Below are 23,426 nucleotides of genomic sequence, written 5' to 3' on the forward strand. Positions count from 1 at the left end.
AACGGTGTGGCCGTTATTTGATACTCATTGCCATTTTGATTTTTCGCCCTTCGCTAGCACCCCAGAAAGCGCGTTACAACGTGCGGCTCAGCAAGGGGTTAAACATCTGCTGGTGCCTGCGATTGGGCCGCAAAATTGGCACCAGGTAGCTGAGCTTGCCCAGCGTTTCCCATCCACCATTTATTATGCTTTAGGTTTTCATCCGCTCTATTTAGATCGAGATTCGGTTACCCATTTAGCTGGATTAGAAACCGCGTTGAGCCATGCAGATGCCGCTTGCGTGGCGCTAGGCGAGTGTGGTTTGGATGACGCGATAGAGGTGGATGCTCAGTTGCAACAGCAGATGTTGATCGCCCAATTAGCCATAGCCACCCACGGCAAGTTACCGGTGATTTTACACAGCCGGCGTACGCATAACCGATTGTTGCAGTTATTGAAACAGCAGCGTTTTCAACAGGGCGGCGTGCTACATGCTTTTACTGGCAGCTTGCAACAAGCGCAGCAGTTTATTGATTTAGGTTTTAAAATTGGGGTGGGTGGGGCTATCACTTATCCGCGAGCCAATAAAACGCGCCAAGCGATCGCCGCTTTGCCTACCCAGCACTTAGTGTTGGAGACCGATGCGCCAGATATGCCGCTCAATGGCTGGCAAGGAGAGGCGAATCACCCTGCTCAATTACGTTTAGTATTAGCCACACTGGCGAAGTTAAAAGGCGTGGCTGAGGAATCGATTGCGCCAATTCTGTGGCAAACCAGTCAAAATCTGTTTGGTTTGTGTAAATAAAATCTCAAAAACATGTGGTTATTTTGCGTAACTCTAACAAGAAGCATGACGCCCATCACAGAAATTGGTGAATGCGTGATGAATCTTATCCAAAACTGTGAGTCTGGCATTACTTTCCCCCAGTGCCCATGGGTATAATTGCCCCCGCTTAATCGCTCCATTTTGTCACACGCCAACATTAAACTAATAAGGAAGTCATAAACCATGAGCCTGTTTATGAGCCTAATCGGCATGGCAGTTCTGCTGGGAATCGCAGTACTTCTGTCAAGTAACCGTAAAGCTATCAATTTAAGAACCGTGGGTGGCGCTTTCGCTATCCAATTTTCACTGGGTGCATTCATTTTGTATGTTCCTTGGGGCCAAGAGCTACTACGTGGCTTCTCGGATGCCGTCTCTAACGTCATTAACTACGGTAACGATGGTACTTCGTTCCTGTTTGGCGGACTGGTATCAGGCAAGATGTTTGAAGTGTTTGGCGGCGGCGGCTTTATTTTCGCATTCCGCGTATTGCCAACGCTGATCTTCTTCTCTGCACTGATCTCTGTTTTGTACTACTTGGGTGTGATGCAGTGGGTTATTCGCATTCTGGGTGGTGGTTTGCAAAAAGCCCTCGGTACTTCACGCGCAGAATCAATGTCTGCAGCAGCGAACATTTTCGTTGGTCAAACCGAAGCACCATTAGTGGTGCGTCCATTTGTACCAAAAATGACTCAGTCTGAGCTGTTTGCGGTGATGTGTGGTGGTTTGGCTTCTATCGCTGGTGGTGTACTGGCGGGCTACGCTTCAATGGGCGTTAAGATCGAATACTTGGTTGCGGCGTCATTCATGGCGGCACCAGGTGGTTTGCTGTTTGCAAAACTGATCATGCCAGAAACTGAAAAGCCACTCGATAATGATGATGTGGCTATGGATGGCGGCGATAACAAACCGGCTAACGTTATTGATGCTGCGGCAGGCGGTGCTTCTGCTGGTCTGCAACTGGCGCTGAACGTGGGTGCGATGCTGATTGCCTTCATTGGTCTGATTGCTCTGATCAACGGTATGCTAGGTGGCGTGGGTGGCTGGTTCGGCATGCCTGAGCTGCGATTAGAAATGCTGTTAGGTTGGGTGTTTGCGCCACTAGCGTTCCTGATCGGTGTGCCTTGGAATGAAGCAACTGTAGCGGGTGAGTTTATCGGTCTGAAAACCGTGGCTAACGAATTTGTTGCTTACTCGCAGTTTGCTCCTTATCTGACTGATGCTGCACCAGCGGTGCTGTCAGAGAAAACCAAAGCGATCATTTCGTTTGCTCTGTGTGGTTTTGCTAACCTGTCTTCTATCGCAATCCTATTGGGTGGTCTGGGTAGCCTGGCGCCTAAGCGTCGTGGTGATATCGCACGTATGGGTGTTAAAGCGGTTATTGCTGGTACGCTGTCTAACCTGATGGCGGCGACTATCGCTGGTTTCTTCCTCTCTTTCTAATCATTAGAGACAGAGTTTAGAGCAACAATGCGATAGACACGTTTAAATTCACCCCGTAGCAAGTGATTGCTGCGGGGTGTTTTATTTGTGGGCTAGCTCGATGGTGATCTCACCTATCACTGGTGAGTTTTCGAACTTAGACCATTATTCAACAATGGGTTAGCGTAAAATATTGGCCCATTTTTTTTGAGATGCAAACCGTTTGCTCCTCGCGTATCACTACCGTCTAGTCGCAAACCGCTATACTGTAGTGATTGCGATACAACCGGTGACCCAAACGGGTACTGTGCGGTGACAAGGATTGCAATTGGTGCTTGAGCACCAAGTCTTCAAGGAACCAAGTCCGTTTATTTGTGGCTGTTTAGCGAACTAAGAATCGACTAAGCAGTAAAATAGATGACTATATTGATCGGAGATAGAGAGAAATGAGCGAATTGAAAGTAGCAGCTCTACGTGCACTTAAACTGATGGATCTGACGACCCTGAATGACGATGATACCGATGCCAAAGTGATCCAACTGTGTCATGACGCGAAAAGTCCAGTCGGCAATACCGCCGCCATCTGTATTTATCCTCGCTTCATTCCGATTGCTAAGAAGACACTGCGTGAACAAGGCACTCCTGAGGTCCGTATCGCGACAGTGACTAACTTTCCACACGGTAATGATGATATTGAGATTGCAGTAGCTGAAACCAAAGCGGCGGTGGCTTACGGCGCTGATGAGGTGGATGTGGTATTCCCTTACCGTGCACTTATGTCTGGCAATCCACAAGTCGGTTTTGAACTGGTGAAACAGTGCAAAGCGGCTTGTGGCGAGCAGGTGCTACTGAAAGTGATCATCGAAACTGGTGAGCTGCAACAAGCCGCACTGATCAAACAAGCATCGCAAATTTGTATTGAAGCGGGTGCGGATTTTATCAAAACCTCAACCGGTAAAGTCCCTGTCAATGCGACACCAGAATATGCTCGCCTGATGTTGGAAGTGATCCGCGATATGGGTGTTGCGAAAACGGTAGGTTTTAAGCCGGCTGGTGGGGTACGCACTGCACAAGATGCCCAGCAATATCTGGCGATGGCCGATGAGATTCTCGGTAGCGATTGGGCCGATAGCCGTCATTACCGCTTTGGTGCTTCCAGCCTACTTACCAACCTTCTGAATACATTAGAAGTCACAGACCAAAAGGCCGATCCAGCCGCTTACTAATATTCACTGTGTCTGATGGCAGCGCGAGCCTTCGCGCTGCTTTACCTCTTTACACTACGCAGTTTCATTTGGAACTGGGAGGCGACTATGTATTCATCGCAAACAAAATATTTACCTCAAGAAATCATCCGCAGAAAACGTGATGGTGAAATCCTCACTAATGAGGAGATCCAATTTTTCATTCAAGGTGTCGCCAATAATACCGTTTCGGAAGGGCAAATTGCGGCCTTTGCGATGGCGATTTTTTTCCGTGAAATGACCATGCCAGAGCGGATTGCACTGACCTGTGCGATGCGCGATTCCGGGATGGTGATCGACTGGCGGCCGATGCACTTTGATGGCCCAGTGGTCGATAAACACTCAACCGGTGGTGTTGGGGATGTGACCTCATTGATGCTTGGCCCAATGGTGGCAGCCTGTGGTGGCTATGTACCGATGATTTCTGGGCGTGGTTTGGGTCATACCGGCGGCACGCTGGATAAATTGGAAGCGATCCCCGGTTATAACATCACTCCAAGTAATGAGCTGTTTGGCCACGTCACTAAACAAGCTGGAGTGGCGATCATCGGTCAAACCGGTGATTTGGCGCCAGCGGACAAACGGGTGTATGCCACACGTGATATTACCGCCACGGTCGATAACATCTCTCTGATCACAGCTTCAATTCTTGCTAAGAAATTGGCTGCTGGGCTCGATTCATTAGTCATGGATGTCAAAGTGGGCTCTGGCGCGTTTATGCCCACATATGCGGCCTCTGAAGAGTTGGCCAAATCAATTGTGGCGGTCGCCAATGGTGCTGGTACCCACACCACCGCGATTTTAACCGATATGAACCAAGTGCTGGCTTCTTCTGCGGGTAACGCGGTTGAAGTGCGTGAAGCGGTACGTTTCCTGACGGGTGAATACCGTAACCCTCGCTTGCTGGAAGTGACCATGGAGTCGTGTGCAGAAATGCTGATTCTTGGCAAATTAGCCAAAGACACCACACAAGCGCGAGACAAGTTGCAAGCGGTGCTGGATAACGGTCAAGCGGCCGAGCGCTTTGGCAAGATGGTGGCAGGCCTTGGTGGCCCAAGCGATTTTGTGGAGAACTACGACAACTACCTAGCCAAAGCCGAGATTGTGCGTCCGGTGTACGCGCAGCAGTCCGGTATTATTTCTGCGATGGATACTCGTGCGATTGGTATGGCTGTGGTCGCAATGGGCGGCGGTCGTCGGGTAGCGAGTGATCAGATTGATTACGCGGTCGGTTTTGACCAATTTATCCGTCTGGGTGAAATCGCTGATCCTCATAAACCTTTAGCCATCATCCATGCGCGCGATGAACAGCAGTGGCAACAAGCGGCTAACGCGCTACACAATGCGATTAAAGTGGGCGGTGATTATGTGCCAACACCGGATGTTTACCGTCAAATTCGTGCGCAAGACGTGTAGCCACGGGGAGAAGTGAAGAATGAAAAGAGCTTTTATTTTAGTGTTAGATTCCTTTGGGATTGGCGCGACAGCAGATGCAAGCGCATTTGGTGATGTGGGTGCTGATACCCTAGGCCATATTGCCGATCACTGTGCGCAAGGGTTGGCCGATAACGCCGAGCGTACCGGTGCCTTACAGCTGCCAAACTTGTCTAAACTCGGTTTAGCGATGGCGCATAAAGAATCGACGGGACGTTTTGCGGCTGGGCTGGATCAGCGTGCCGATATCATAGGTGCTTATGCTCATGCGGCGGAGCTCTCTTCCGGCAAAGATACGCCATCCGGTCACTGGGAAATTGCTGGTGTGCCAGTACTGTTTGAATGGGGCTATTTTAGCGATAAGCAAAATAGCTTCCCATCAGAGCTGACCGATCGCATTTTAGCCCGTGCAGGACTGGATGGCTTTTTAGGTAACTGTCACGCCTCAGGTACACAAGTACTGGATGAGTTGGGCGAAGAGCACATGCGCACTGGTCAGCCGATTTTCTACACCTCTGCCGATTCAGTATTCCAAATCGCCTGTCATGAAGAGACGTTCGGTTTATCGCGTCTGCTCGAACTATGCCAAATCGCCCGTGAAGAGCTGGCGGATTACAACATTGGTCGTGTGATTGCGCGTCCATTTATCGGCGCGGGTAAGGGACAATTTGCCCGCACTGGTAATCGACGCGATCTATCACTTGAACCACCCGCAGCGACCGTATTGCAAAAGCTGGTCGAAGAAAAGCAGGGTCGCGTGGTGTCGATCGGTAAAATTGCCGATATTTACGCGAACAGCGGCATCACCGATAAAGTCAAAGCGACGGGTATTTCAGCCTTATTTGATGCGACTTTGGAGCAGATCACACAAGCGGGTGATAACACTATCGTGTTCACCAACTTCGTTGATTTCGATTCTGCTTATGGTCACCGCCGTGACGTGGCGGGTTATGCTGCGGCATTGGAGTATTTTGATCAGCGTCTGCCGCAAGTGTTGGCGCTGATGCAGGAACAGGACATTTTAATCCTCACCGCCGATCATGGCTGCGACCCAACATGGCCGGGAACCGACCATACTCGTGAACATATTCCGGTATTGGTGTATGGCAAGCAAGTTGCGCCGGGGTCGTTAGGCCGACGTGACACCTTTGCTGACATTGGGCAGACGCTCGCCAGTTACTTTGGCATTTCGCCAATGGATTACGGTAAAAAACTTTTCTAACACGCATATTCAAGGGCTAAACTTAGCCGTTGGGTTTTGTTAATGATGGCTGATAGCCAACAAACCAAAGGAACGAAAACATGGCAACTCCACATATTAATGCGCAAATGGGCGATTTCGCTGACGTAGTATTAATGCCGGGTGATCCACTGCGCGCCAAATACATTGCAGAAAAATTCCTTGATGATGTGGTTCAAGTGTGTGACGTGCGTAATATGTTCGGTTACACCGGTACTTATCAAGGACGTAAGATCTCTGTGATGGGACACGGGATGGGTATCCCATCATGCTCAATCTATGTGACTGAATTGATCAAAGACTTTGGCGTGAAGAAGATCATTCGCGTCGGCAGTTGTGGTGCGGTGAATGAAGGGATCAAACTACGTGATGTGGTGATCGGCATGGGCGCGTGTACTGACTCTAAAGTAAACCGCATTCGCTTTAAAGATCATGATTTTGCTGCGATTGCTGACTACAAGATGGTTAAGGCCGCGGAAGAAGCCGCCAAAGCCCGTGGGATTGAGGTTAAAGTCGGTAATCTATTCTCGGCTGAATTATTCTATACGCCAGATCCATCGATGTTTGATGTGATGGATAAATACGGCATCGTCGGCGTAGAAATGGAAGCTGCGGGGATTTACGGTGTGGCGGCAGAATATGGCGCGAAAGCTCTGACTATTTGCACCGTGTCTGATCACATTAAAACCGGTGAGCAAACCACTTCTCAAGAGCGTCAAAATACCTTTAATGAAATGATTGAAATCGCGCTGGATTCAGTGTTGATTGGCGATCAAGCGGGTTATTAATCACTGCTCTGATTTAGCCTGAACGATAAAAAACCTCAGTGCCAACTGAGGTTTTTTATGATCACGCTCGCTTGGCGGTGATCATTTGAAGAGGGTACTAAAGTGGCATGTTATTCATCCAATGAGGGTTCTGTTTGCTGGAGCAATAGATTTTCACCGGTTGGATTTTTGGCTTTACGGCGCAGCAGTAAGGTGAGCAAAACTCCGCTGACAAAACTCATCAATAGCATCCAATACATATTGTGATCACTTTTACGATAGTGATGGTCAGAAATCGCCGTCACTTTACCAGTTTCAAAACTGATCCGCACAAAACCAATCACACTACCATCGTGGATCACCGGCTCGACCAACTGTTGGCGACCAATGCTCGCCGTATGCAGTGGGGTATCTAAACCGAGCACCTCACGCACACTTAACGCAGCATCACTGGCAGCAAATAACACACCTTCTGAGTCATAAATTGAGGCATCAAACACTAGCCGTTCGGTAGCTAATTGGTTAGTAAGTGCTAACAGACGCTCTTGATCTTGATCGACAATCATGCTGCTGGCCGAAAGTGCCGCTTGGGTGATCAACACTTTAGTCAGGGTTTCCAGTTGGTTGGCTTGAATGCGCTCATTACCTTTACTGATCACCACGCTATTCTGAATCGTGATCACAAACATCACTGCAATCGCGAGCATTGTGGTAATACGCGCCACTAGGCGAAATGAAAAAAGTGAACCATCCATGCGGAAAAACACCTGCAAAAAACCAACTGCGCTCAGTTTGAGACTTGCGTTTTTAAATTGCAATAGGGTAACGTCTGGCTGTACCGAATAAGGAAAGTCGACATGGATGCTTTAACAATGTTACCCATCAAAAAACACCCTTCGCTGCTCAAGCGTTTCCCTGCCACGCGTGGAGTGAATCCGTTAGCGAAACATCGCGCCAGTTGGATTGTCTATGGCCATTACCTCACTCCCACTCAGTTTGCCGATATGGGTTTCTTTACCGAGCGTTCTGACGCCATTTTAGCCTTGTGGCAAGTGGGTGGTTATCAGGTGGCTTTAATGGCTGGAGAACTGACGCCTGAGCATGAAACCATTTTGCAAGCTCTGGAGTTGGATTATGCGCGGATCCAAGATGTCCCAGATTTGAGCAAACCCGGTTTGATGGTATTGGATATGGATTCGACCGCGATCCAAATTGAATGCATTGATGAAATTGCCAAACTCGCGGGGGTGGGGGAAGAAGTGGCGCAAGTGACCGAACGCGCGATGCAAGGTGAGCTCGATTTTGAGCAAAGTTTGCGTTTGCGCGTGAGTAAACTTAAAGGTGCGCCAGAATCGATTTTAAGCCAAGTGCGCGCAATGCTGCCATTGATGCCAGAGTTGCCAGAGCTGGTGGCTACGCTGCATGCGCTAGGCTGGAAAGTCGCGATTGCTTCAGGGGGCTTCACCTATTTTTCTGATCATCTAAAAGCGGAGTTGTCACTCGATTATGCCAAGTCCAATCAACTGGAAATTATCGATGGTAAACTGACGGGTCAAGTGTTGGGTGAGGTGGTGGGGGCGCAAACTAAAGCGGATATTCTGCGCGCTCTGGCGCTGCAATACGATATCGAAATGCATAATACGGTTGCGGTTGGCGATGGTGCTAACGATTTGCTGATGATGGCTGCGGCAGGACTGGGGGTGGCATTTCATGCAAAACCGAAAGTTGAAGCACAAGCACAAACCGCGGTGCGTTTTGCCGGATTAGGCGGTGTGCTGTGCATTATTTCTGCCGGATTAATTGCTCAGCAAAAGCTAAGTTGGCAAGCCAAGCCAAAAACTCACCTGTAACCCAATTCCGGCCAAACCCGCCAAACGGTTGATTGCGATCGCTTGGCGGGTTTTGTTATTCCATGCTTGATAGAAGTGGCGGGCGTTAGCTAGCCGGTTAGCTCAAGGCGGATCAACACTTCCTCGGTAATATCGACAATTTCGCCATAGCCCACTTGTGCCAACATCTCTTTTTCGAGCTGTTTAGCATGCGCTAGGCTAATCGTGGCCAGTTCGTTCAAATCGCTGAGCAGCAAATTGGTGATGGGGGCAAAGACCGGAACGCCACTGATCCTGAGTACATAGAGTTCACCCATTGTCTGCCCTTGGCGAATGAAGCGGATCCGCTCGCCGGTATCATTAAAATCACTGAGTAAGCGTGATTCGATGGATTGAATTTGGGTGCCATATTTCACTACGCTCAAGTAGATTTCGCGGTATTGAGGCTCAGCACCTTCAATCCGTTTCATCGGGCTTGCGAGTAGTGAATTAGTGTGGCCTTTAAAAATCGGTTGCAAGGTAATTCGCTGCTCACTGCCTAATTGAGCGAGTAGGTTGAGATAAGCTGGTAATGGATAATTGACCCCAATCACTTTCGGCTTAAGGTTGTTAGCTACTTTTTCGACAAAAAATGGAGTGCTTACCATCTTGTCTAGCAGGATGTTATGCAGGCTTTCGAGCAGTGGATTGCTAGGCAGTATTTCCTCTTTTTTCAATAGTTTGTCTTGGTTGTATTCAATGATGCTATTGAAAAAGGCGATGGTTTTTATCGTTTGAACACTCTCTTCAATCACTAACTGTAAGCTACGCCCAGTCGGATCGATGCGCACCACTTGGTAAGGGGTATTGCCCAGTGGCAGAGTCTTGTCATACAGCTTGAGCTCAAGATAATCGACCCAAACTTGATCATTGGCTTTAACCGCTAAGGGCGCATCTAATTGCAGGCTTAAGCCCCGTTTGGAGAGATCGACGGTCGCCCCTGTGACACTGTGTGTGCCGTTATTCACTTGCACTGGGGTTCGAAAGCGATAACGCGGCTCTTTACGCCGCGAACGAGCGTCAAAGTAGATGCCCATCGGATTACCCATCACTTGGCGAGGATGGCGAAAATCATTGAGCGCACTAGTGGCCAGATTCGGTTTGTCGGCCAGCAGATAATCATGGCCAGTCTCACTATTACCAATTTCTTGCAACACGCCACAGTGGGTCAAGGCGCTAGAGTGATTGGCAAGCTCACTGGAATGTTGTGCTAAGGCTTGTCTTTCTTGATCGGATAACTCAAATACAAATAAGCGAAACGCTCGCCAACTGTCGCGCTTGGCTCCGATATGCCAAAACAGCTTACGTTGTTCTTGGCTGGCCTCAGGCATCAGCATCGAAAAAAACAGCGTTTTATGTTGATGCTCATGTTTAAACGCATAGAGCACATTATTGCTGCCACGCACGCCTGGAGCGGCTAAGTACGCCATGCGTTCTGGTTTGAATAACGAGCCGAGTGCCTGTTGATTCCGTTCGTCATGCCAATATTGCCAAATCGGCCGATTATTTTCGGTCAGTAGTGCCAGTTTGAGCTCGTTGTGACTAAAAAACAGCGGCAAGTTACTGGTGTGCTTGAGGTACATATGCTCATAACCGCGAGTACGTGCGCGGATGATTTTATCTTGATTGTCATGGCGTGCTTTTTGAGTATTGGTTTGAATCGCCTCCTCAATCACTTGTTCTATCACATCGCTATTATTGAGTTTTAGTACGCGTAAAAATTTAACCGCATCACTGTCATGGGCTTCATCAATACCAAGAATGCGATATTCAAGACCTTGTTGCAGCCCAGTCACCATCGAGGCGCTATGCAGTTCAGCAAAGTAGATTTGAATAATTTCTCCAAGCCTGTAGTCAAAGGCGGCAGGGACTTTTAATTTGGCTCCGGAAGGCGAGAGATCGACACTTAAGCCATGGATCAACTGTTCGTTTAGTAATCGAATCTCAATTTGGGTAGCGATCTTTAAGCGATTTTCTTGACGCTTGAGGTCGTAGCCGAGTTTGAGCGGTTCAACCTCAAAGCTGGTATCTTTCGGCTGGTCATTTTTCGGTGCCAATTTGCCTTGCTGCTTCATGACTCGAAAATTATTGCGCGTGTTATTAACCGCTTCCCATACTCCCTCGGTATAGCCGCCAAATTTCTTCATATTTTTATGGTAGGCGTTGAACGCGACATCATCGAGCCAATGCTGGCGATTATCGAACGCATACTCCCGACACTCACCTTGAACCTTACCGCGTAAATCAATGCTTTTGCTGCAAGGAGCCATTAGGCGGTTCAGCTCCATTTTCACCAATAACTTGGTGGATGGTGGTTGTCCATCGGTCATATGAGTTAAAAGCTTATCGAGTTCACCAGAGTGGTAAACCGAGATGAGCCTTTCCGCGAGAGAGAGAATTTCGATTTGCTGCATACTTTTCTGTTAAAGTGTCTTCTATTGTGATGCATCGGCGGTCTGTGACATTTCTTTAGCGATATGTGGTTGCGATGCCTTTTTGTTAAAGTATTACGCTTGATCAGTGAGTGCAAGTTCGAGGATGAATAGTGAAAGCAAAACGCGCCTATGTATGTAACGAATGTGGTGCGGATTTCCCGCGTTGGCAAGGGCAGTGTAACGCCTGTGGTACATGGAATTCGATCTCGGAAGTGCGTCTTGCCGCTTCACCACAGGTTGTGCGGAATGAACGACTCGCGGGTTATGCCGGCGCTCTTGAAGCCAAAGTACAAACCTTGGCGGATATTGATTTGCAAGAGGTGCCTCGCTTTAGCAGTGGTTTTAAAGAGCTGGATCGCGTGCTCGGTGGCGGTGTTGTGCCTGGGGCGGCGATTTTGATTGGCGGCAGTCCTGGTGCAGGTAAATCGACATTACTGCTGCAAACCATGTGTTTGCTTTCTGAACAGATGCCCACCCTATATGTCACTGGTGAAGAGTCACTGCAACAGGTGGCGCTACGTGCAGCGCGGCTTGGCTTACCGAAACAGCATCTAAAAATGCTCTCAGAAACTAATGTGGATCGCATCTGCCAAATCGCAGAGCAAGAAAAACCGCGCATTATGGTGATCGATTCCATTCAAGTTATGCATATGGCGGATGTGCAATCCTCGCCGGGGAGTGTGGCGCAGGTGCGTGAATCGGCCACGGCACTCACTCGCTATGCCAAACAGAATAATGTGGCGGTATTTATTGTTGGTCATGTAACCAAAGACGGCACGCTAGCTGGGCCTAAAGTGTTGGAGCACATTATTGATTGCTCGATTTTACTGGATGGTGATACCGATAGCCGCTTTCGTACCCTGCGTAGCCATAAAAACCGCTTTGGGGCGGTGAATGAGCTGGGGGTGTTTGCTATGACCGGACAAGGGATGCGCGAAGTGAGTAACCCTTCGGCGATTTTCCTATCTCGCGGAGAGGAAGCCACCTCCGGTAGTTCGGTGATGGTGGTTTGGGAAGGTACTCGCCCGCTGTTAGTGGAAATTCAAGCCTTGGTCGATTACTCACAGTTGGCCAATCCAAGACGTGTGGCGGTCGGTTTAGAGCAAAACCGCTTGTCTTTATTGTTGGCAGTGCTGCATAAACACGGTGGTTTGCAGATGGCGGACCAAGATGTGTTTGTCAATGTAGTCGGTGGGGTTAAAGTCACCGAAACCAGTGCCGATTTAGCGCTGTTGATGGCGCTGCTCTCCAGTTTTCGCGATCGACCTTTGCCTAAAGATGTGGTGATTTTTGGGGAAGTGGGCTTGGCTGGTGAAATTCGGCCGGTTCCCAGTGGCCAAGAGCGGCTTAATGAAGCCTTTAAACACGGTTTTAAGAAAGCGATTGTGCCGATTGCCAATTTGCCCAAAGGTGGTGTAGCGGGAATGCAAATTCATGGCGTTAAGAAACTCGCGGATGCGATTGCGGCTTTTGATGAGTTGTAATCCTAAGCTAGTGCGGCTAAAAAAATCTGCTTGGAACCTCGCGAGTCGTGGGCGGATCACCTATAGTTTGTCTGCGACAGTCGATAGTTAATGGCACCTTAAAGATTTGCAGTTGTAGTGGGTAGAGGCGCGATTTACACCGCATAAATCGAAGAGTTTTGCTCGGTGGATGAGCGTCAGCGCACTCGCGACTAAGCGATGATTTCAAGTCGGTTAAGGATATTTTTTATCAGCAGGTGTAAGCAAGGGTATCAGTCTTGACAGATTGTGATATACTCTGCGCGCACTTTATACCTTATTAACAGAGTAAGACAATGGCAGATTTATCATTATATAGAAACATTGGTATTTTCGCGCACGTTGACGCGGGTAAAACCACTACCACTGAGCGTATCCTGAAGCTGACTGGTAAAATCCACCGTGTAGGCGAAGTACATGACGGCGCTTCAACGATGGACTTCATGGAACAAGAAGCTGAGCGTGGTATTACTATCCAGTCTGCTGCGACTACCTGTTTCTGGAAAGGTCACCGTTTTAACGTAATCGACACCCCAGGACACGTTGACTTCACTGTTGAAGTTTACCGTTCTCTGAAAGTTCTTGACGGCGGTATCGGTGTATTCTGTGGTTCTGGCGGTGTTGAACCTCAGTCAGAAACTAACTGGCGTTACGCAAACGAATCAGAAGTATCTCGTCTGATCTTCGTTAACAAACTAGACCGTATGGGTGCTGACTTCTTCCGTGTAGTTGCACAGGTGAAGAAAGTTCTTGGCGCAAACCCACTGGTTATGACGCTGCCTATCGGTCGTGAAGATGAATTCGTTGGTGTGGTTGACGTATTGACTCGTCAAGCATTCGTATGGGATGACTCAGGTCTTCCAGAAAACTTCGAAATTAAAGAAGTTCCAGCAGACATGGTTGATCAGGTAGAAGAATACCGTGAAATGATGATCGAAACTGCTGTTGAGCAAGATGACGAGCTGATGATGGCTTACATGGAAGGCGAAGAGCCGACTGTAGAGCAGATCAAAGCGTGTATCCGTAAAGGTACTCGTGAGCTGGCATTCTTCCCAACTTTCTGTGGTTCTGCATTCAAAAACAAAGGTATGCAACTGGTTCTAGATGCAGTTGTTGATTACCTGCCTTCTCCAACTGAAGTTGATCCTCAGCCACTGACTGATCCTGCAACTGGTGAGCCAACAGGTGAAGTAGCAACAGTCTCTGTTGATGCTCCTCTAAAAGCGCTTGCGTTCAAGATCATGGATGACCGTTTTGGTGCCCTGACTTTCGTTCGTATCTACTCAGGTAAAATTAAGAAGGGTGATACCATTCTTAACAGCGCAACCGGTAAAACTGAGCGTGTTGGCCGTATGGTTGAGATGCACGCAAACGACCGTAACGAACTGGAATCTGCACAAGCAGGTGACATTATCGCGATCGTTGGTATGAAGAACGTTCAAACTGGTCACACTCTATGTGATCCTAAGCATGAATGTACCCTTGAGCCGATGATTTTCCCAACCCCAGTTATCTCTATCGCTGTTAAGCCTAAAGATAAGAACGGTTCTGAGAAAATGGGTATCGCGATTGGTAAGATGGTTGCAGAAGATCCATCATTCCAAGTTGAAACTGACGAAGATTCAGGCGAAACCATCCTTAAAGGTATGGGCGAACTTCACCTAGACATCAAAGTAGATATCCTTAAGCGTACTTACGGCGTTGAGCTGGAAGTGGGTGCTCCTCAAGTTGCTTACCGTGAAACTATCACTAAAGCGGTTGAAGATAGCTACACGCATAAGAAACAGTCTGGTGGTTCTGGTCAATTCGGTAAGATTGATTACCGTATCAAACCAGGAGAGCAAAACACTGGCTTCACCTTTAAGTCAACAGTTGTTGGTGGTAACGTTCCTAAGGAATTCTGGCCAGCTGTTGAGAAAGGCTTCAAGTCTATGATGGATACCGGTACTTTAGCTGGCTTCCCTGTACTTGACGTTGAAGTTGAACTGTTTGACGGTGGCTTCCACGCAGTTGACTCATCTGCAATCGCATTTGAAATTGCGGCGAAAGGCGCATTCCGTCAGTCAATTCCAAAAGCAGCACCTCAGCTTCTTGAGCCAATCATGAAAGTGGATGTGTTCACTCCAGAAGATCACGTTGGTGACGTTATCGGTGACTTGAACCGTCGTCGTGGCATGATCAAAGACCAAGAAATGGGTCTGACTGGCGTGCGCGTTAAAGCAGACGTTCCACTATCTGAAATGTTCGGTTACATCGGTACTCTACGTACAATGACTTCTGGTCGTGGTCAGTTCTCTATGGAGTTCTCTCACTACTCAGCATGTCCAAACAACGTAGCAGAGCAAGTAATTGCTGAAGTTAAAGAGCGTAACGCGAAGAAGTAATTGTTAGTTGTAAAGCTTAAAAAAGCCCCGTAAGTGTAAGCTTACGGGGCTTTGTTGTTTTCGCAGGTGCCATGGCAAGCGGCTAATAACGGAACCGTGATATTCTGTGAGTTACGGCTGTGTATGCTGCTGTACTGCGCGGCGTAAGAATCCTTCCGACTGGCAAAGCTTGGCAGATGCCTGTTGATAGCTCATACCGGTTAAATACATCAAAATCGCTAGCTTAGCGTTATTGCCACTCTGTTCAAGTAGTGTTTCCGCTTCATGGCGTTGGCAGTCAGTGGCTTGCATCACAATCCGGATCGCTCTGGCAATCAGTTTGCGATTACTTGCCCGCACATCGACCATTAAGTTTTGATAGCTTTTGCCAAGCCGGATCATGCTGGCTGTGGTCAGCATATTGAGTACCAGTTTTTGTGCGCTACCCGACTTGAGACGAGTTGAACCGGATAATGCTTCAGGCCCCACCACCGGCGAAATCGCGATTTGGGCAATTTCCGCAATCGGTGAATCCGGGTTACACGAGAGAGCAATGGTGGTTGCCCCGATATGATTGGCGTATTCTAAAGCACCCAGCACATAAGGGGTACGGCCACTGGCTGCGATACCGACCAATACATCTTGGTGACTAAAGTGGATTTGCTGTAAATCATATACGCCAAGGGTTGGGTTATCTTCCGCACCTTCTTGCGCGGTAAACATTGCCTCTTTACCTCCGGCAATCAGACCGATCACCATCTGGTCGCTGACCCCAAACGTTGGAGGACACTCTGAGGCATCTAATACACCAAGCCGGCCACTCGTTCCCGCGCCAAGATAAATCAAGCGCCCACCTTGTTTAAAGGTGGCGGTAATTTTATCGACCGCTTGAGCAATCTGTGGCAGCACTGCTTCTACCGCGAGTGGAACCTGTTTATCTTGCTGGTTTAGGCGTTCGACAATCTCTTGGGCCGAGAGTAAGTCGATATCCATCGTATCTGGATTGCGTTGTTCGGAAACCAAATGAGATAGAGCGGCGATAAGAGCATCATTAGTCATAACAATTCCTGTAGCGATTAATCAGGGTAGTAAATCACACCAAGGCTAGCATGGCGTGATGCGCCGGTCACACTCGGTAAATTACTTGGTAAATTATGGATCCGTCGCTGAGCCAGCCAAGCGAAAGCCATCGCTTCCATATTATCCCCATCAACCCCCATTTGCGTGGTTGGAGCCACTTGCCAATCGGGCAGTAAAGCTTGCAGGCGTTCCATTAACAGAGGGTTCTGCGCGCCGCCACCACAGACCAGCAGTTGTGGCTGTATACCTGCAGCAAATAGGTTGACTTGTTCGGCAATGGTTTGTGCTGTGAACTCACATAGCGTACGTTGCACATCGGTTGCATTAACCGTATTGGCTAAATGCATTGAAAATTTGCTCAGTTCCGCTTGCAACCAAGGCAGATTAAACCGCTCGCGGCCTGTGCTTTTCGGCGCTGACAATGCAAAGTAATGGTCTTGTTTTAACTGAGCCAGCAAAGCGTGATTGATTTGGCCTTGTTTGGCCCATTTAGCATCTTGATCATAGGCTTGGTTATGTTGTTGCAAGCACCAACTATCCATCAACATATTACCGGGGCCAGTATCATAGCCTATCACTTCACCATTCGGTTTAAGCACCGAAATATTAGCAATTCCCCCGATATTGAGTACCACCACGGTCGATTGTGTCGCATGAAAAATGGTGCGGTGAAACGCGGGGACTAACGGGGCGCCTTGTCCACCAAGGGCGATATCTTTGCGTCGAAAATCGGCCACGGTCGTGATGCCTGTACGTGCGGCGATGATATTGGCATCACCGATCTGCAGGGTAAAAGGTTTCGCTCCAGTGGGTTGATGGAACACGGTTTGCCCATGACAGCCAATTGCTCGGATCTGGGCGGGGTGATAACCACTATGCTTAAGCAAAGCCAGCACTGCATCACTGAATAGATGGCCGAGATCGTGTTCTAACTCGCCAATCGCAATCAATGTGGTGGGTTGGCCGATACAGATACTGAGTAGCCGCTGTTTTAGGCTGGCTGGCATCGGATAATCATGGTGGGCGAGCAGTGTAATATGATCGCCTTGTAGGGCAACCAATGCGGTATCAACGCCATCCAAACTGGTGCCTGACATCACTCCGATGTAGAGCTCGCTTTCCGCCATCTGATCCGCCTCTTATGATATTCAAACAAAGGCATTGTAATTGAAAAATAAACTGAATAATCTCGAGGCTTGTGACAATTTTGTCAATTTTTTCAAGGAGCAAACATGGGACCACTTTGGTTGGATGTCGCCGGTTATGAACTGAGTAGCGAAGATCGCGAAATTCTACAACATCCGACGGTGGGCGGGGTGATCCTGTTTGGCCGTAACTATCACGACAATCAGCAACTGTTAGCCCTTAATCATGCGATTCGACAGGCGGCCAAGCGGCCGATTTTGATTGGTGTTGATCAAGAAGGCGGGCGTGTACAGCGTTTTCGCCAAGGTTTTAGTCGTATTCCTGCTGCTCAATCTTATGCTCGGGCTGATAATGGCGTTGAATTAGCGGAGCAAGGTGGTTGGTTAATGGCTGCTGAGTTGATTGCCCATGATGTGGACTTGAGCTTCGCACCAGTACTCGATATGGGATTTGCCTGCCAAGCGATCGGTAATCGATCTTTTGGTGAAGATGTAACAACGGTGCTTAAGCATAGCAGTGCTTATCTGCGAGGTATGCAAGCGGTTGGCATGGCCACCACCGGTAAACATTTCCCAGGGCATGGAGCGGTAGTGGCCGATTCGCATCTGGAAACGCCTTATGATGAGCGTGAAACGATTGCACAAGATATGGCGATTTTTCGAGCTCAGATTGAAGCGGGGGTACTTGATGCGATGATGCCAGCGCATGTGGTCTATCCACATTATGATCCACAGCCTGCCAGTGGTTCGAGTTACTGGTTAAAGCAAGTGTTACGTCAGGAGCTCGGTTTTAAAGGCATTGTTTTTTCAGATGATCTGAGCATGGAAGGTGCGGCAGTGATGGGCGGGCCCGTCGAGCGTGCTCAGCAAGCGTTGCTGGCGGGTTGTGACATGATTTTGCTGTGTAATCAACGCCAAGCGGCGATTTCAGTATTGGATAATTTACCGATTATTGACGTACCGCAAGCCGAAAGCTTGCTGAAAAAGCAGCAGTTCAGTTATCGCGAGTTGCAGCGTTCCGAGCGTTGGCGGCTGGCGGTCAATAATATGCAGCGTCTCATTGAGCAATTTAGTTGATGATAAGCCAGCGGGTTATTTATCCCCTTACGAGTTGAATCCAATCTCGTGTTGGTGAGATAAAAAGAGGTGCAAATTTAGCCTTACAAGGCTTGTTGCTATAAATTTACACTTGCAATGTTTTCAAAGCCTGTTAACGTGTTTCCTGTTGATTTTTTGGTCACGCCATAGATGGCGTGTAAATAATAAATTACAGGAAATGGAATGAAGAGAAGTGAATTGAGCGATGTCAATATCAGTGATGAACAGATCTTGCTCACCCCTGAGGCTTTAAAGAGCAAAATTCCGCTGAGTGATGCTGCGCGCGACTTTATTCGTCAATCGCGCCAGACAGTGGCGAATATTATTCATAAGCGCGATCCACGTTTGTTGATTGTATGTGGTCCTTGCTCAATTCATGATATTGATGCGGCCAAAGAGTACGCGCAGAAACTAAAAACGCTGGCTGCTGAGTTGAGTGATCAGCTTTACATTGTGATGCGGGTCTATTTTGAAAAACCGCGTACCACAGTCGGCTGGAAAGGCTTGATTAATGATCCGCATCTGGATGGCAGTTTTGATATTGAGCATGGGTTGCATGTTGGGCGTCAGCTGTTAGTGGATTTAGCTGAAATGGGCATTCCGCTTGCCACCGAAGCGCTCGATCCGATTAGCCCACAATATTTGGCGGATACGTTTAGCTGGGCGGCGATTGGCGCACGTACTACTGAGTCGCAAACTCACCGCGAAATGGCCAGTGGCCTTTCGATGCCGATCGGCTTCAAAAATGGCACTGATGGTAATTTAGCCACTGCAATCAATGCGATGCAAGCTGCCTCATCCAGTCACCGTTTTATGGGGATTAACCGCGCAGGCCAAGTGGCACTGCTCACCACCCAAGGTAATCCTAATGGGCATGTCATTTTACGCGGCGGCAAACAGACCAATTATGATTCGGTATCGGTGGCGGAATGTGAGCAAGAGATGCAGCAACAGGGGTTAGTGCCATCATTAATGGTGGATTGCAGTCATGCCAATTCGCGCAAAGATTATCGCCGTCAGCCTTTGGTGGCGGAAGATGTAATTCATCAGATCCGTGAAGGTAATCGCTCGATTATTGGCTTGATGATTGAAAGCCATCTCAATGCGGGGAATCAGTCGTCTGACTTGGCGCGTGATCAAATGCAATATGGTGTATCCATCACTGATGGTTGTATCAGTTGGTCGGCCACCGAAGCGCTGCTGCGTCATGCTCATCAGGAGCTGATCCCGTTTTTGCACAACCGCTTACAACCATAACAAGGATAGAATATGGCGTTAGAGTTGGATCAGTTGCGAGAGCAAATTGATCAAGTTGATCGGCAAATGGTTGAGCTACTCGCTCGTCGTTTGGCTTTGGTTGAGCAAGTCGGCGAGGTGAAAAGCCGCGCTGGTTTGCCGATTTATGCCCCGGACCGTGAAGCCGCAATGTTGGCTTCACGTCGAGCTGAAGCACAAAGCAAAGGTGTGCCACCGCAATTGATCGAAGATATTTTGCGCCGCACCATGCGTGAATCTTATGCCAGCGAAAAGGATGCGGGTTTTAAATGCCTCAACCCTAAGCTGCGTTCGGTGGTGATCATCGGGGGTCATGGTCAACTTGGCCGCTTGTTTGGGAGAATGTTTAAACTCTCTGGCTATCAAGTCAAAGTGTTAGGCAGCCAAGATTGGCATAAGGCCGATCAGTTACTGCACGATGCCGGATTAGTGATGGTTACGGTACCGATCCACTTAACGCTTGGTGTGATTGAAAAGCTCGGCCAACTACCGGCAGATTGTATTTTGTGCGATTTAACTTCGATCAAAGCCAAACCGCTCGCAGCGATGCTGCAAGTGCATGCTGGGCCAGTGGTGGGGTTACACCCGATGTTTGGTCCTGATGTGCCAAGTTTGGCTAAACAGGTGGTGGTCCATTGCGATGGAAGAGGCGCTGAACATTACCAATGGTTGCTTCAGCAGCTGGCGATTTGGGGAGCCAGTTTGTGCCCAATTGATGCGGTAGAACACGATCAAGGTATGACGTTAATCCAAGCACTGCGTCACTTTACTTCTTTTGCTTATGGGCTGCATCTGCGTAAAGAAAACCCGAATTTGGCGCAATTGCTTAAGTTGAGCTCACCGATTTATCGTTTAGAGCTGGCGATGGTGGGACGCTTATTTGGACAAGATCCGCATTTATATGGCGATATTATTCTCTCATCCGCCGATAATATTGCGATGATCCAGCGTTTTCAGCGCAGTTTATCCGAGGCGGTAGAGTTGGTCAGCATGGGGGATAAGGCGAGTTTTGTCGAACAGTTTGCGCGAGTTAGCCAGTGGTTCGGTGACTATTCCCAGCAGTTTATGCACGAAAGCCAGCATCTGCTCAAGCAAGCCAATGACACACTCCAGCGCACTTAGCCGACCGGCGAGTGCGATTGGTGGTGGCAAAAGGCATGTTAAATCGGGGGTGATTAAGGTAGATCAATTAAGGCTGCTCAAGATAAGAGAGGTGTTCTAAATTGCGATGCAGTAAGCTGTCATCACCGAGGTTCCACTCTACTAAACGGCGCAAATGGGCAATGCTATCGATATCAATATGATTGATAGCCATGCGTAGAATGCGCTCTTGTACGCTAATGATCTTAGCGGTCAAATGCAAAGTTATTTCACTGTCTGGTAGCGTAAAAACTACTTCGACCAGAGCGTGTGCATCTAACTTGGGTGGCTCTTCGCACCACAGCAGCAAGCCATGTAATGACAGATCTTGAATACAAGTTGCCAACTGTTTCTCACCTTGTTTTAAGGTGGCAGGTGCTTGGTACAAAATCCGTGAAAAACGGCGTTTTTCGATCATTGAGGTTTCCTAGATAAATAGATTAAGCATAGCAAATGAGCACTAAACTTTCTGACGTCGAATCATAATCCGCTAGTTTTACCACAAACAGCACGAAGTCAATTAACTAAAAGTAGCTGATCACGCTAGTGAATAAAAAAGAGAGGTCGCATTGCGACCTCTACTGTCTTCGAGGCCAATGATTATTTAGTAATACGTTTGTATTTGATCCGGTGTGGCTCGGCCGCTTGTGCGCCAAGCGTTTGTTTTAGCCATTCCATATATTCGGTATAGTTACCTTCGTAGAAGTTGACTTTACCTTCATCACGGTAGTCAAGAATATGAGTCGCAATACGGTCAAGGAACCAGCGGTCATGGGAGATCACCATCGCGCAGCCAGGGAACTCCAGCAATGCTTCTTCGAGAGCGCGTAGCGTTTCTACATCCAGATCATTGGTGGGTTCGTCGAGCAACAGCACGTTACCACCAGCTTTGAGCAGTTTGGCTAAATGCACACGGTTACGCTCACCACCGGACAGCTCACCAATCACTTTTTGCTGATCAACGCCTTTGAAGTTAAAACGAGAGCAGTAAGCACGCGCTGGGATTTCAAAGTTGTTGATGCGAATAATATCTGCCCCTTCAGAGATTTCTTGGAACACGGTGTGCTTATCATTCATGCTGTCGCGGAACTGATCCACCGATGCTAGCTTCACCGTATCACCCAACTCAATGCTGCCTGAATCCGGTTGTTCTACACCGCTGAGCATTTTAAACAGCGTCGATTTACCGGCACCGTTAGGACCGATAATGCCAACAATCGCTCCTTTTGGCATGCTAAATGACAGATCGTCAATCAACACTCTGCCATCAAACGATTTGGTGAGGTTTTTGACTTCAACCACTTTATCGCCTAAGCGTTCACCAGGCGGAATGAACAGTTCGTTGGTTTCATTACGTTTTTGGTGATCGGTATTTTGCAGCTCTTCAAAGCGTGCCATACGCGCTTTCGATTTCGCCTGACGACCTTTTGGATTCTGGCGTACCCATTCCAGCTCTTTCTCAATGGTTTTTTGGCGCGCTTTTTCTTGCGAAGCTTCTTGCTTCAAGCGTGCATCTTTTTGCTCTAGCCATGACGTGTAGTTGCCTTGCCATGGAATACCTTCACCACGGTCAAGCTCGAGAATCCAGCCTGCGGCATTGTCGAGGAAGTAACGGTCGTGGGTGATCGCCACCACAGTTCCTGAGTAATCAACCAAGAAACGCTCTAACCAAGCGACGGATTCTGCATCCAAGTGGTTGGTAGGCTCATCGAGTAACAGCATGTCTGGTTTTTCGAGTAACAAGCGGCAGATCGCAACCCGGCGACGCTCGCCCCCAGACAAGAATTTGATTTGCGTATCCCATTCTGGCAAGCGCAGTGCATCCGCCGCGCGCTCCAATACGTTTTCTAAGTTGTGGCCATCTTTGGTTTCGATAAGCGCTTCAAGCTCACCTTGCTCTTTAGCCAGCGCATCAAAATCCGCTTCAGGCTCAGCGTAGGCGGCATACACTTGATCGAGGCGCTTAAGGGCGTGTACCACATCAGCAACAGCTTCTTCCACCACTTCACGTACGGTTTTACTCTCATCCAGCTTTGGCTCTTGCGGCAGGTAACCGACGTTTAAGCCAGGTTGTGGGCGAGCTTCACCATCGATGTCTTTGTCAATGCCAGCCATGATCCGCAGCAGGGTTGATTTACCTGCGCCGTTAAGGCCCAAAACACCGATTTTTGCGCCAGGGAAGAAACTCAAAGAGATGTCTTTTAGAATTTGACGCTTGGGTGGCACAATTTTGCTCACCCGAGACATGGTATATACGTATTCAGCCATTGCCGATCGTTCCTACTCTTTCAAACGGAATAAAGTGATTATTCTATATCAAAGCAAGTCGCTTTGTTACTAGAGTGCCCACTTTTTGGGGGGCGAAACATTTCTTGAGACTTTCTTATTTAATGGGAGTGGGCCGCGCGCAGGTGAACGTCAGTCACTACAATTAGCCTAGCGTGATTGGTTTAGGCTTTTTCCCCTGTGGTCAGCCATACTTAATAAAATGTTGCATTATTTGCATTAAGTTTACTTCACTGCTATTGAGAACAGTGGTGAGAATCCGTTCAATAGTCGGGATTACCCAGATAGGTGGTGTTAGCTTCTTTTTTGGTTGTGCTTATCGCTA

18 protein-coding genes are annotated in these 23,426 nt (G+C 48.4%); 12 read left to right on the top strand and 6 right to left on the bottom strand.

From position 1 onward, the window contains the following. The first annotated feature begins 4 nt into the window (after positions 1-4). The 6 genes from G7083_RS08785 (at position 5) to deoD (ending at position 6,930) form a co-directional block, all read left to right on the top strand. Entirely contained in the window at positions 5-784 is a 780-nt protein-coding gene (locus tag G7083_RS08785) for a TatD family hydrolase (RefSeq protein ID WP_240911897.1), read from the top strand. Positions 785-988: 204 nt separating this feature from the next. Beyond that, positions 989-2,245 (top strand): NupC/NupG family nucleoside CNT transporter, encoded by a 1,257-nt coding sequence (locus G7083_RS08790; protein WP_166014432.1) that lies wholly within the window; start codon positions 989-991, stop codon positions 2,243-2,245. Positions 2,246-2,670: 425 nt separating this feature from the next. Then, complete coding sequence (deoC, locus tag G7083_RS08795) at positions 2,671-3,450, top strand: deoxyribose-phosphate aldolase (RefSeq protein ID WP_166014433.1); 780 nt, start codon at positions 2,671-2,673, stop codon at positions 3,448-3,450. Positions 3,451-3,537: 87 nt separating this feature from the next. After that, a complete protein-coding gene (gene deoA, locus G7083_RS08800) occupies positions 3,538-4,884 on the top strand; it encodes a thymidine phosphorylase (RefSeq protein ID WP_166014434.1) in 1,347 nt (448 codons plus the stop codon). Between the two features lie 19 nt (positions 4,885-4,903). Then, complete coding sequence (locus tag G7083_RS08805) at positions 4,904-6,124, top strand: phosphopentomutase (RefSeq protein ID WP_166014435.1); 1,221 nt, start codon at positions 4,904-4,906, stop codon at positions 6,122-6,124. Positions 6,125-6,204: 80 nt separating this feature from the next. Further along, complete coding sequence (gene deoD, locus G7083_RS08810) at positions 6,205-6,930, top strand: purine-nucleoside phosphorylase (protein ID WP_166014436.1); 726 nt, start codon at positions 6,205-6,207, stop codon at positions 6,928-6,930. Between the two features lie 110 nt (positions 6,931-7,040). On the opposite strand, the gene G7083_RS08815 is transcribed toward deoD, so the two are convergent. Then, on the bottom strand, positions 7,041-7,664 hold the full coding sequence (locus tag G7083_RS08815) for a YtjB family periplasmic protein (protein ID WP_166014437.1): 624 nt from the start codon (positions 7,662-7,664) through the stop codon (positions 7,041-7,043). 102 nt (positions 7,665-7,766) lie between these two features. Between G7083_RS08815 and serB the strand changes: the two genes are divergently transcribed. Further along, on the top strand, positions 7,767-8,759 hold the full coding sequence (gene serB / locus G7083_RS08820) for a phosphoserine phosphatase (RefSeq protein ID WP_166014438.1): 993 nt from the start codon (positions 7,767-7,769) through the stop codon (positions 8,757-8,759). Positions 8,760-8,848: 89 nt separating this feature from the next. Here the strand turns inward: serB and G7083_RS08825 are convergent, their stop codons facing one another. Then, the gene (locus G7083_RS08825) at positions 8,849-11,191 is read right to left on the bottom strand and encodes a PilZ domain-containing protein (RefSeq protein WP_166014439.1); all 2,343 of its coding nucleotides are present in this window, start codon (positions 11,189-11,191) and stop codon (positions 8,849-8,851) included. 128 nt (positions 11,192-11,319) lie between these two features. Here G7083_RS08825 and radA point away from each other — a divergent pair, with 128 nt between their 5' ends. Next, on the top strand, positions 11,320-12,696 hold the full coding sequence (gene radA / locus G7083_RS08830; RefSeq protein ID WP_166015024.1) for a DNA repair protein RadA: 1,377 nt from the start codon (positions 11,320-11,322) through the stop codon (positions 12,694-12,696). Positions 12,697-13,010: 314 nt separating this feature from the next. After that, on the top strand, positions 13,011-15,098 hold the full coding sequence (gene fusA, locus G7083_RS08835; protein WP_166014440.1) for an elongation factor G: 2,088 nt from the start codon (positions 13,011-13,013) through the stop codon (positions 15,096-15,098). 111 nt (positions 15,099-15,209) lie between these two features. On the opposite strand, the gene murQ is transcribed toward fusA, so the two are convergent. Continuing rightward, on the bottom strand, positions 15,210-16,136 hold the full coding sequence (gene murQ / locus G7083_RS08840) for an N-acetylmuramic acid 6-phosphate etherase (RefSeq protein WP_166014441.1): 927 nt from the start codon (positions 16,134-16,136) through the stop codon (positions 15,210-15,212). A 17-nt stretch (positions 16,137-16,153) separates the two neighbouring features. After that, positions 16,154-17,284 carry an anhydro-N-acetylmuramic acid kinase gene (locus G7083_RS08845; protein ID WP_166014442.1) on the bottom strand — a complete coding sequence of 377 codons (1,131 nt, stop codon included), beginning with the start codon at positions 17,282-17,284 and terminating at the stop codon, positions 16,154-16,156. 105 nt (positions 17,285-17,389) lie between these two features. Between G7083_RS08845 and nagZ the strand changes: the two genes are divergently transcribed. From nagZ to tyrA, 3 genes are all read left to right on the top strand, one after another. Further along, on the top strand, positions 17,390-18,379 hold the full coding sequence (gene nagZ / locus G7083_RS08850) for a beta-N-acetylhexosaminidase (protein ID WP_166014443.1): 990 nt from the start codon (positions 17,390-17,392) through the stop codon (positions 18,377-18,379). 204 nt (positions 18,380-18,583) lie between these two features. Continuing rightward, the gene (locus G7083_RS08855; RefSeq protein ID WP_166014444.1) at positions 18,584-19,657 is read left to right on the top strand and encodes a 3-deoxy-7-phosphoheptulonate synthase; all 1,074 of its coding nucleotides are present in this window, start codon (positions 18,584-18,586) and stop codon (positions 19,655-19,657) included. A gap of 12 nt (positions 19,658-19,669) precedes the next feature. Next, positions 19,670-20,797 carry a bifunctional chorismate mutase/prephenate dehydrogenase gene (gene tyrA / locus G7083_RS08860; RefSeq protein WP_166014445.1) on the top strand — a complete coding sequence of 376 codons (1,128 nt, stop codon included), beginning with the start codon at positions 19,670-19,672 and terminating at the stop codon, positions 20,795-20,797. A 67-nt stretch (positions 20,798-20,864) separates the two neighbouring features. Here the strand turns inward: tyrA and G7083_RS08865 are convergent, their stop codons facing one another. Together G7083_RS08865 and ettA are read right to left on the bottom strand one after the other, a co-directional pair. Further along, positions 20,865-21,233: a PilZ domain-containing protein gene (locus G7083_RS08865; RefSeq protein WP_166014446.1), complete on the bottom strand. Its 369-nt coding sequence runs from the start codon at positions 21,231-21,233 to the stop codon at positions 20,865-20,867. A 182-nt stretch (positions 21,234-21,415) separates the two neighbouring features. Next, a complete protein-coding gene (ettA, locus tag G7083_RS08870) occupies positions 21,416-23,083 on the bottom strand; it encodes an energy-dependent translational throttle protein EttA (RefSeq protein ID WP_166014447.1) in 1,668 nt (555 codons plus the stop codon). Between the last annotated feature and the right edge of the window lie 343 nt (positions 23,084-23,426).

Source organism: Vibrio sp. HDW18 (assembly GCF_011306175.1).
In the GTDB taxonomy this organism is placed as follows: domain Bacteria; phylum Pseudomonadota; class Gammaproteobacteria; order Enterobacterales; family Vibrionaceae; genus Vibrio; species Vibrio chanodichtyis.

Excerpts from the sequence above, each read along its gene's own strand:
- G7083_RS08790 (WP_166014432.1), top strand. The coding sequence starts at position 989 with ATGAGCCTGTTTATGAGCCTAATCGGCATGGCAGTTCTGCTGGGAATC.
- deoC (WP_166014433.1), top strand. The coding sequence starts at position 2,671 with ATGAGCGAATTGAAAGTAGCAGCTCTACGTGCACTTAAACTGATGGAT.
- deoA (WP_166014434.1), top strand. The coding sequence starts at position 3,538 with ATGTATTCATCGCAAACAAAATATTTACCTCAAGAAATCATCCGCAGA.
- G7083_RS08805 (WP_166014435.1), top strand. The coding sequence starts at position 4,904 with ATGAAAAGAGCTTTTATTTTAGTGTTAGATTCCTTTGGGATTGGCGCG.
- deoD (WP_166014436.1), top strand. The coding sequence starts at position 6,205 with ATGGCAACTCCACATATTAATGCGCAAATGGGCGATTTCGCTGACGTA.
- G7083_RS08815 (WP_166014437.1), bottom strand. The coding sequence starts at position 7,664 with ATGGATGGTTCACTTTTTTCATTTCGCCTAGTGGCGCGTATTACCACA.
- serB (WP_166014438.1), top strand. The coding sequence starts at position 7,767 with ATGGATGCTTTAACAATGTTACCCATCAAAAAACACCCTTCGCTGCTC.
- G7083_RS08825 (WP_166014439.1), bottom strand. The coding sequence starts at position 11,191 with ATGCAGCAAATCGAAATTCTCTCTCTCGCGGAAAGGCTCATCTCGGTT.
- fusA (WP_166014440.1), top strand. The coding sequence starts at position 13,011 with ATGGCAGATTTATCATTATATAGAAACATTGGTATTTTCGCGCACGTT.
- murQ (WP_166014441.1), bottom strand. The coding sequence starts at position 16,136 with ATGACTAATGATGCTCTTATCGCCGCTCTATCTCATTTGGTTTCCGAA.
- G7083_RS08845 (WP_166014442.1), bottom strand. The coding sequence starts at position 17,284 with ATGGCGGAAAGCGAGCTCTACATCGGAGTGATGTCAGGCACCAGTTTG.
- nagZ (WP_166014443.1), top strand. The coding sequence starts at position 17,390 with ATGGGACCACTTTGGTTGGATGTCGCCGGTTATGAACTGAGTAGCGAA.
- G7083_RS08855 (WP_166014444.1), top strand. The coding sequence starts at position 18,584 with ATGAAGAGAAGTGAATTGAGCGATGTCAATATCAGTGATGAACAGATC.
- tyrA (WP_166014445.1), top strand. The coding sequence starts at position 19,670 with ATGGCGTTAGAGTTGGATCAGTTGCGAGAGCAAATTGATCAAGTTGAT.
- G7083_RS08865 (WP_166014446.1), bottom strand. The coding sequence starts at position 21,233 with ATGATCGAAAAACGCCGTTTTTCACGGATTTTGTACCAAGCACCTGCC.
- ettA (WP_166014447.1), bottom strand. The coding sequence starts at position 23,083 with ATGGCTGAATACGTATATACCATGTCTCGGGTGAGCAAAATTGTGCCA.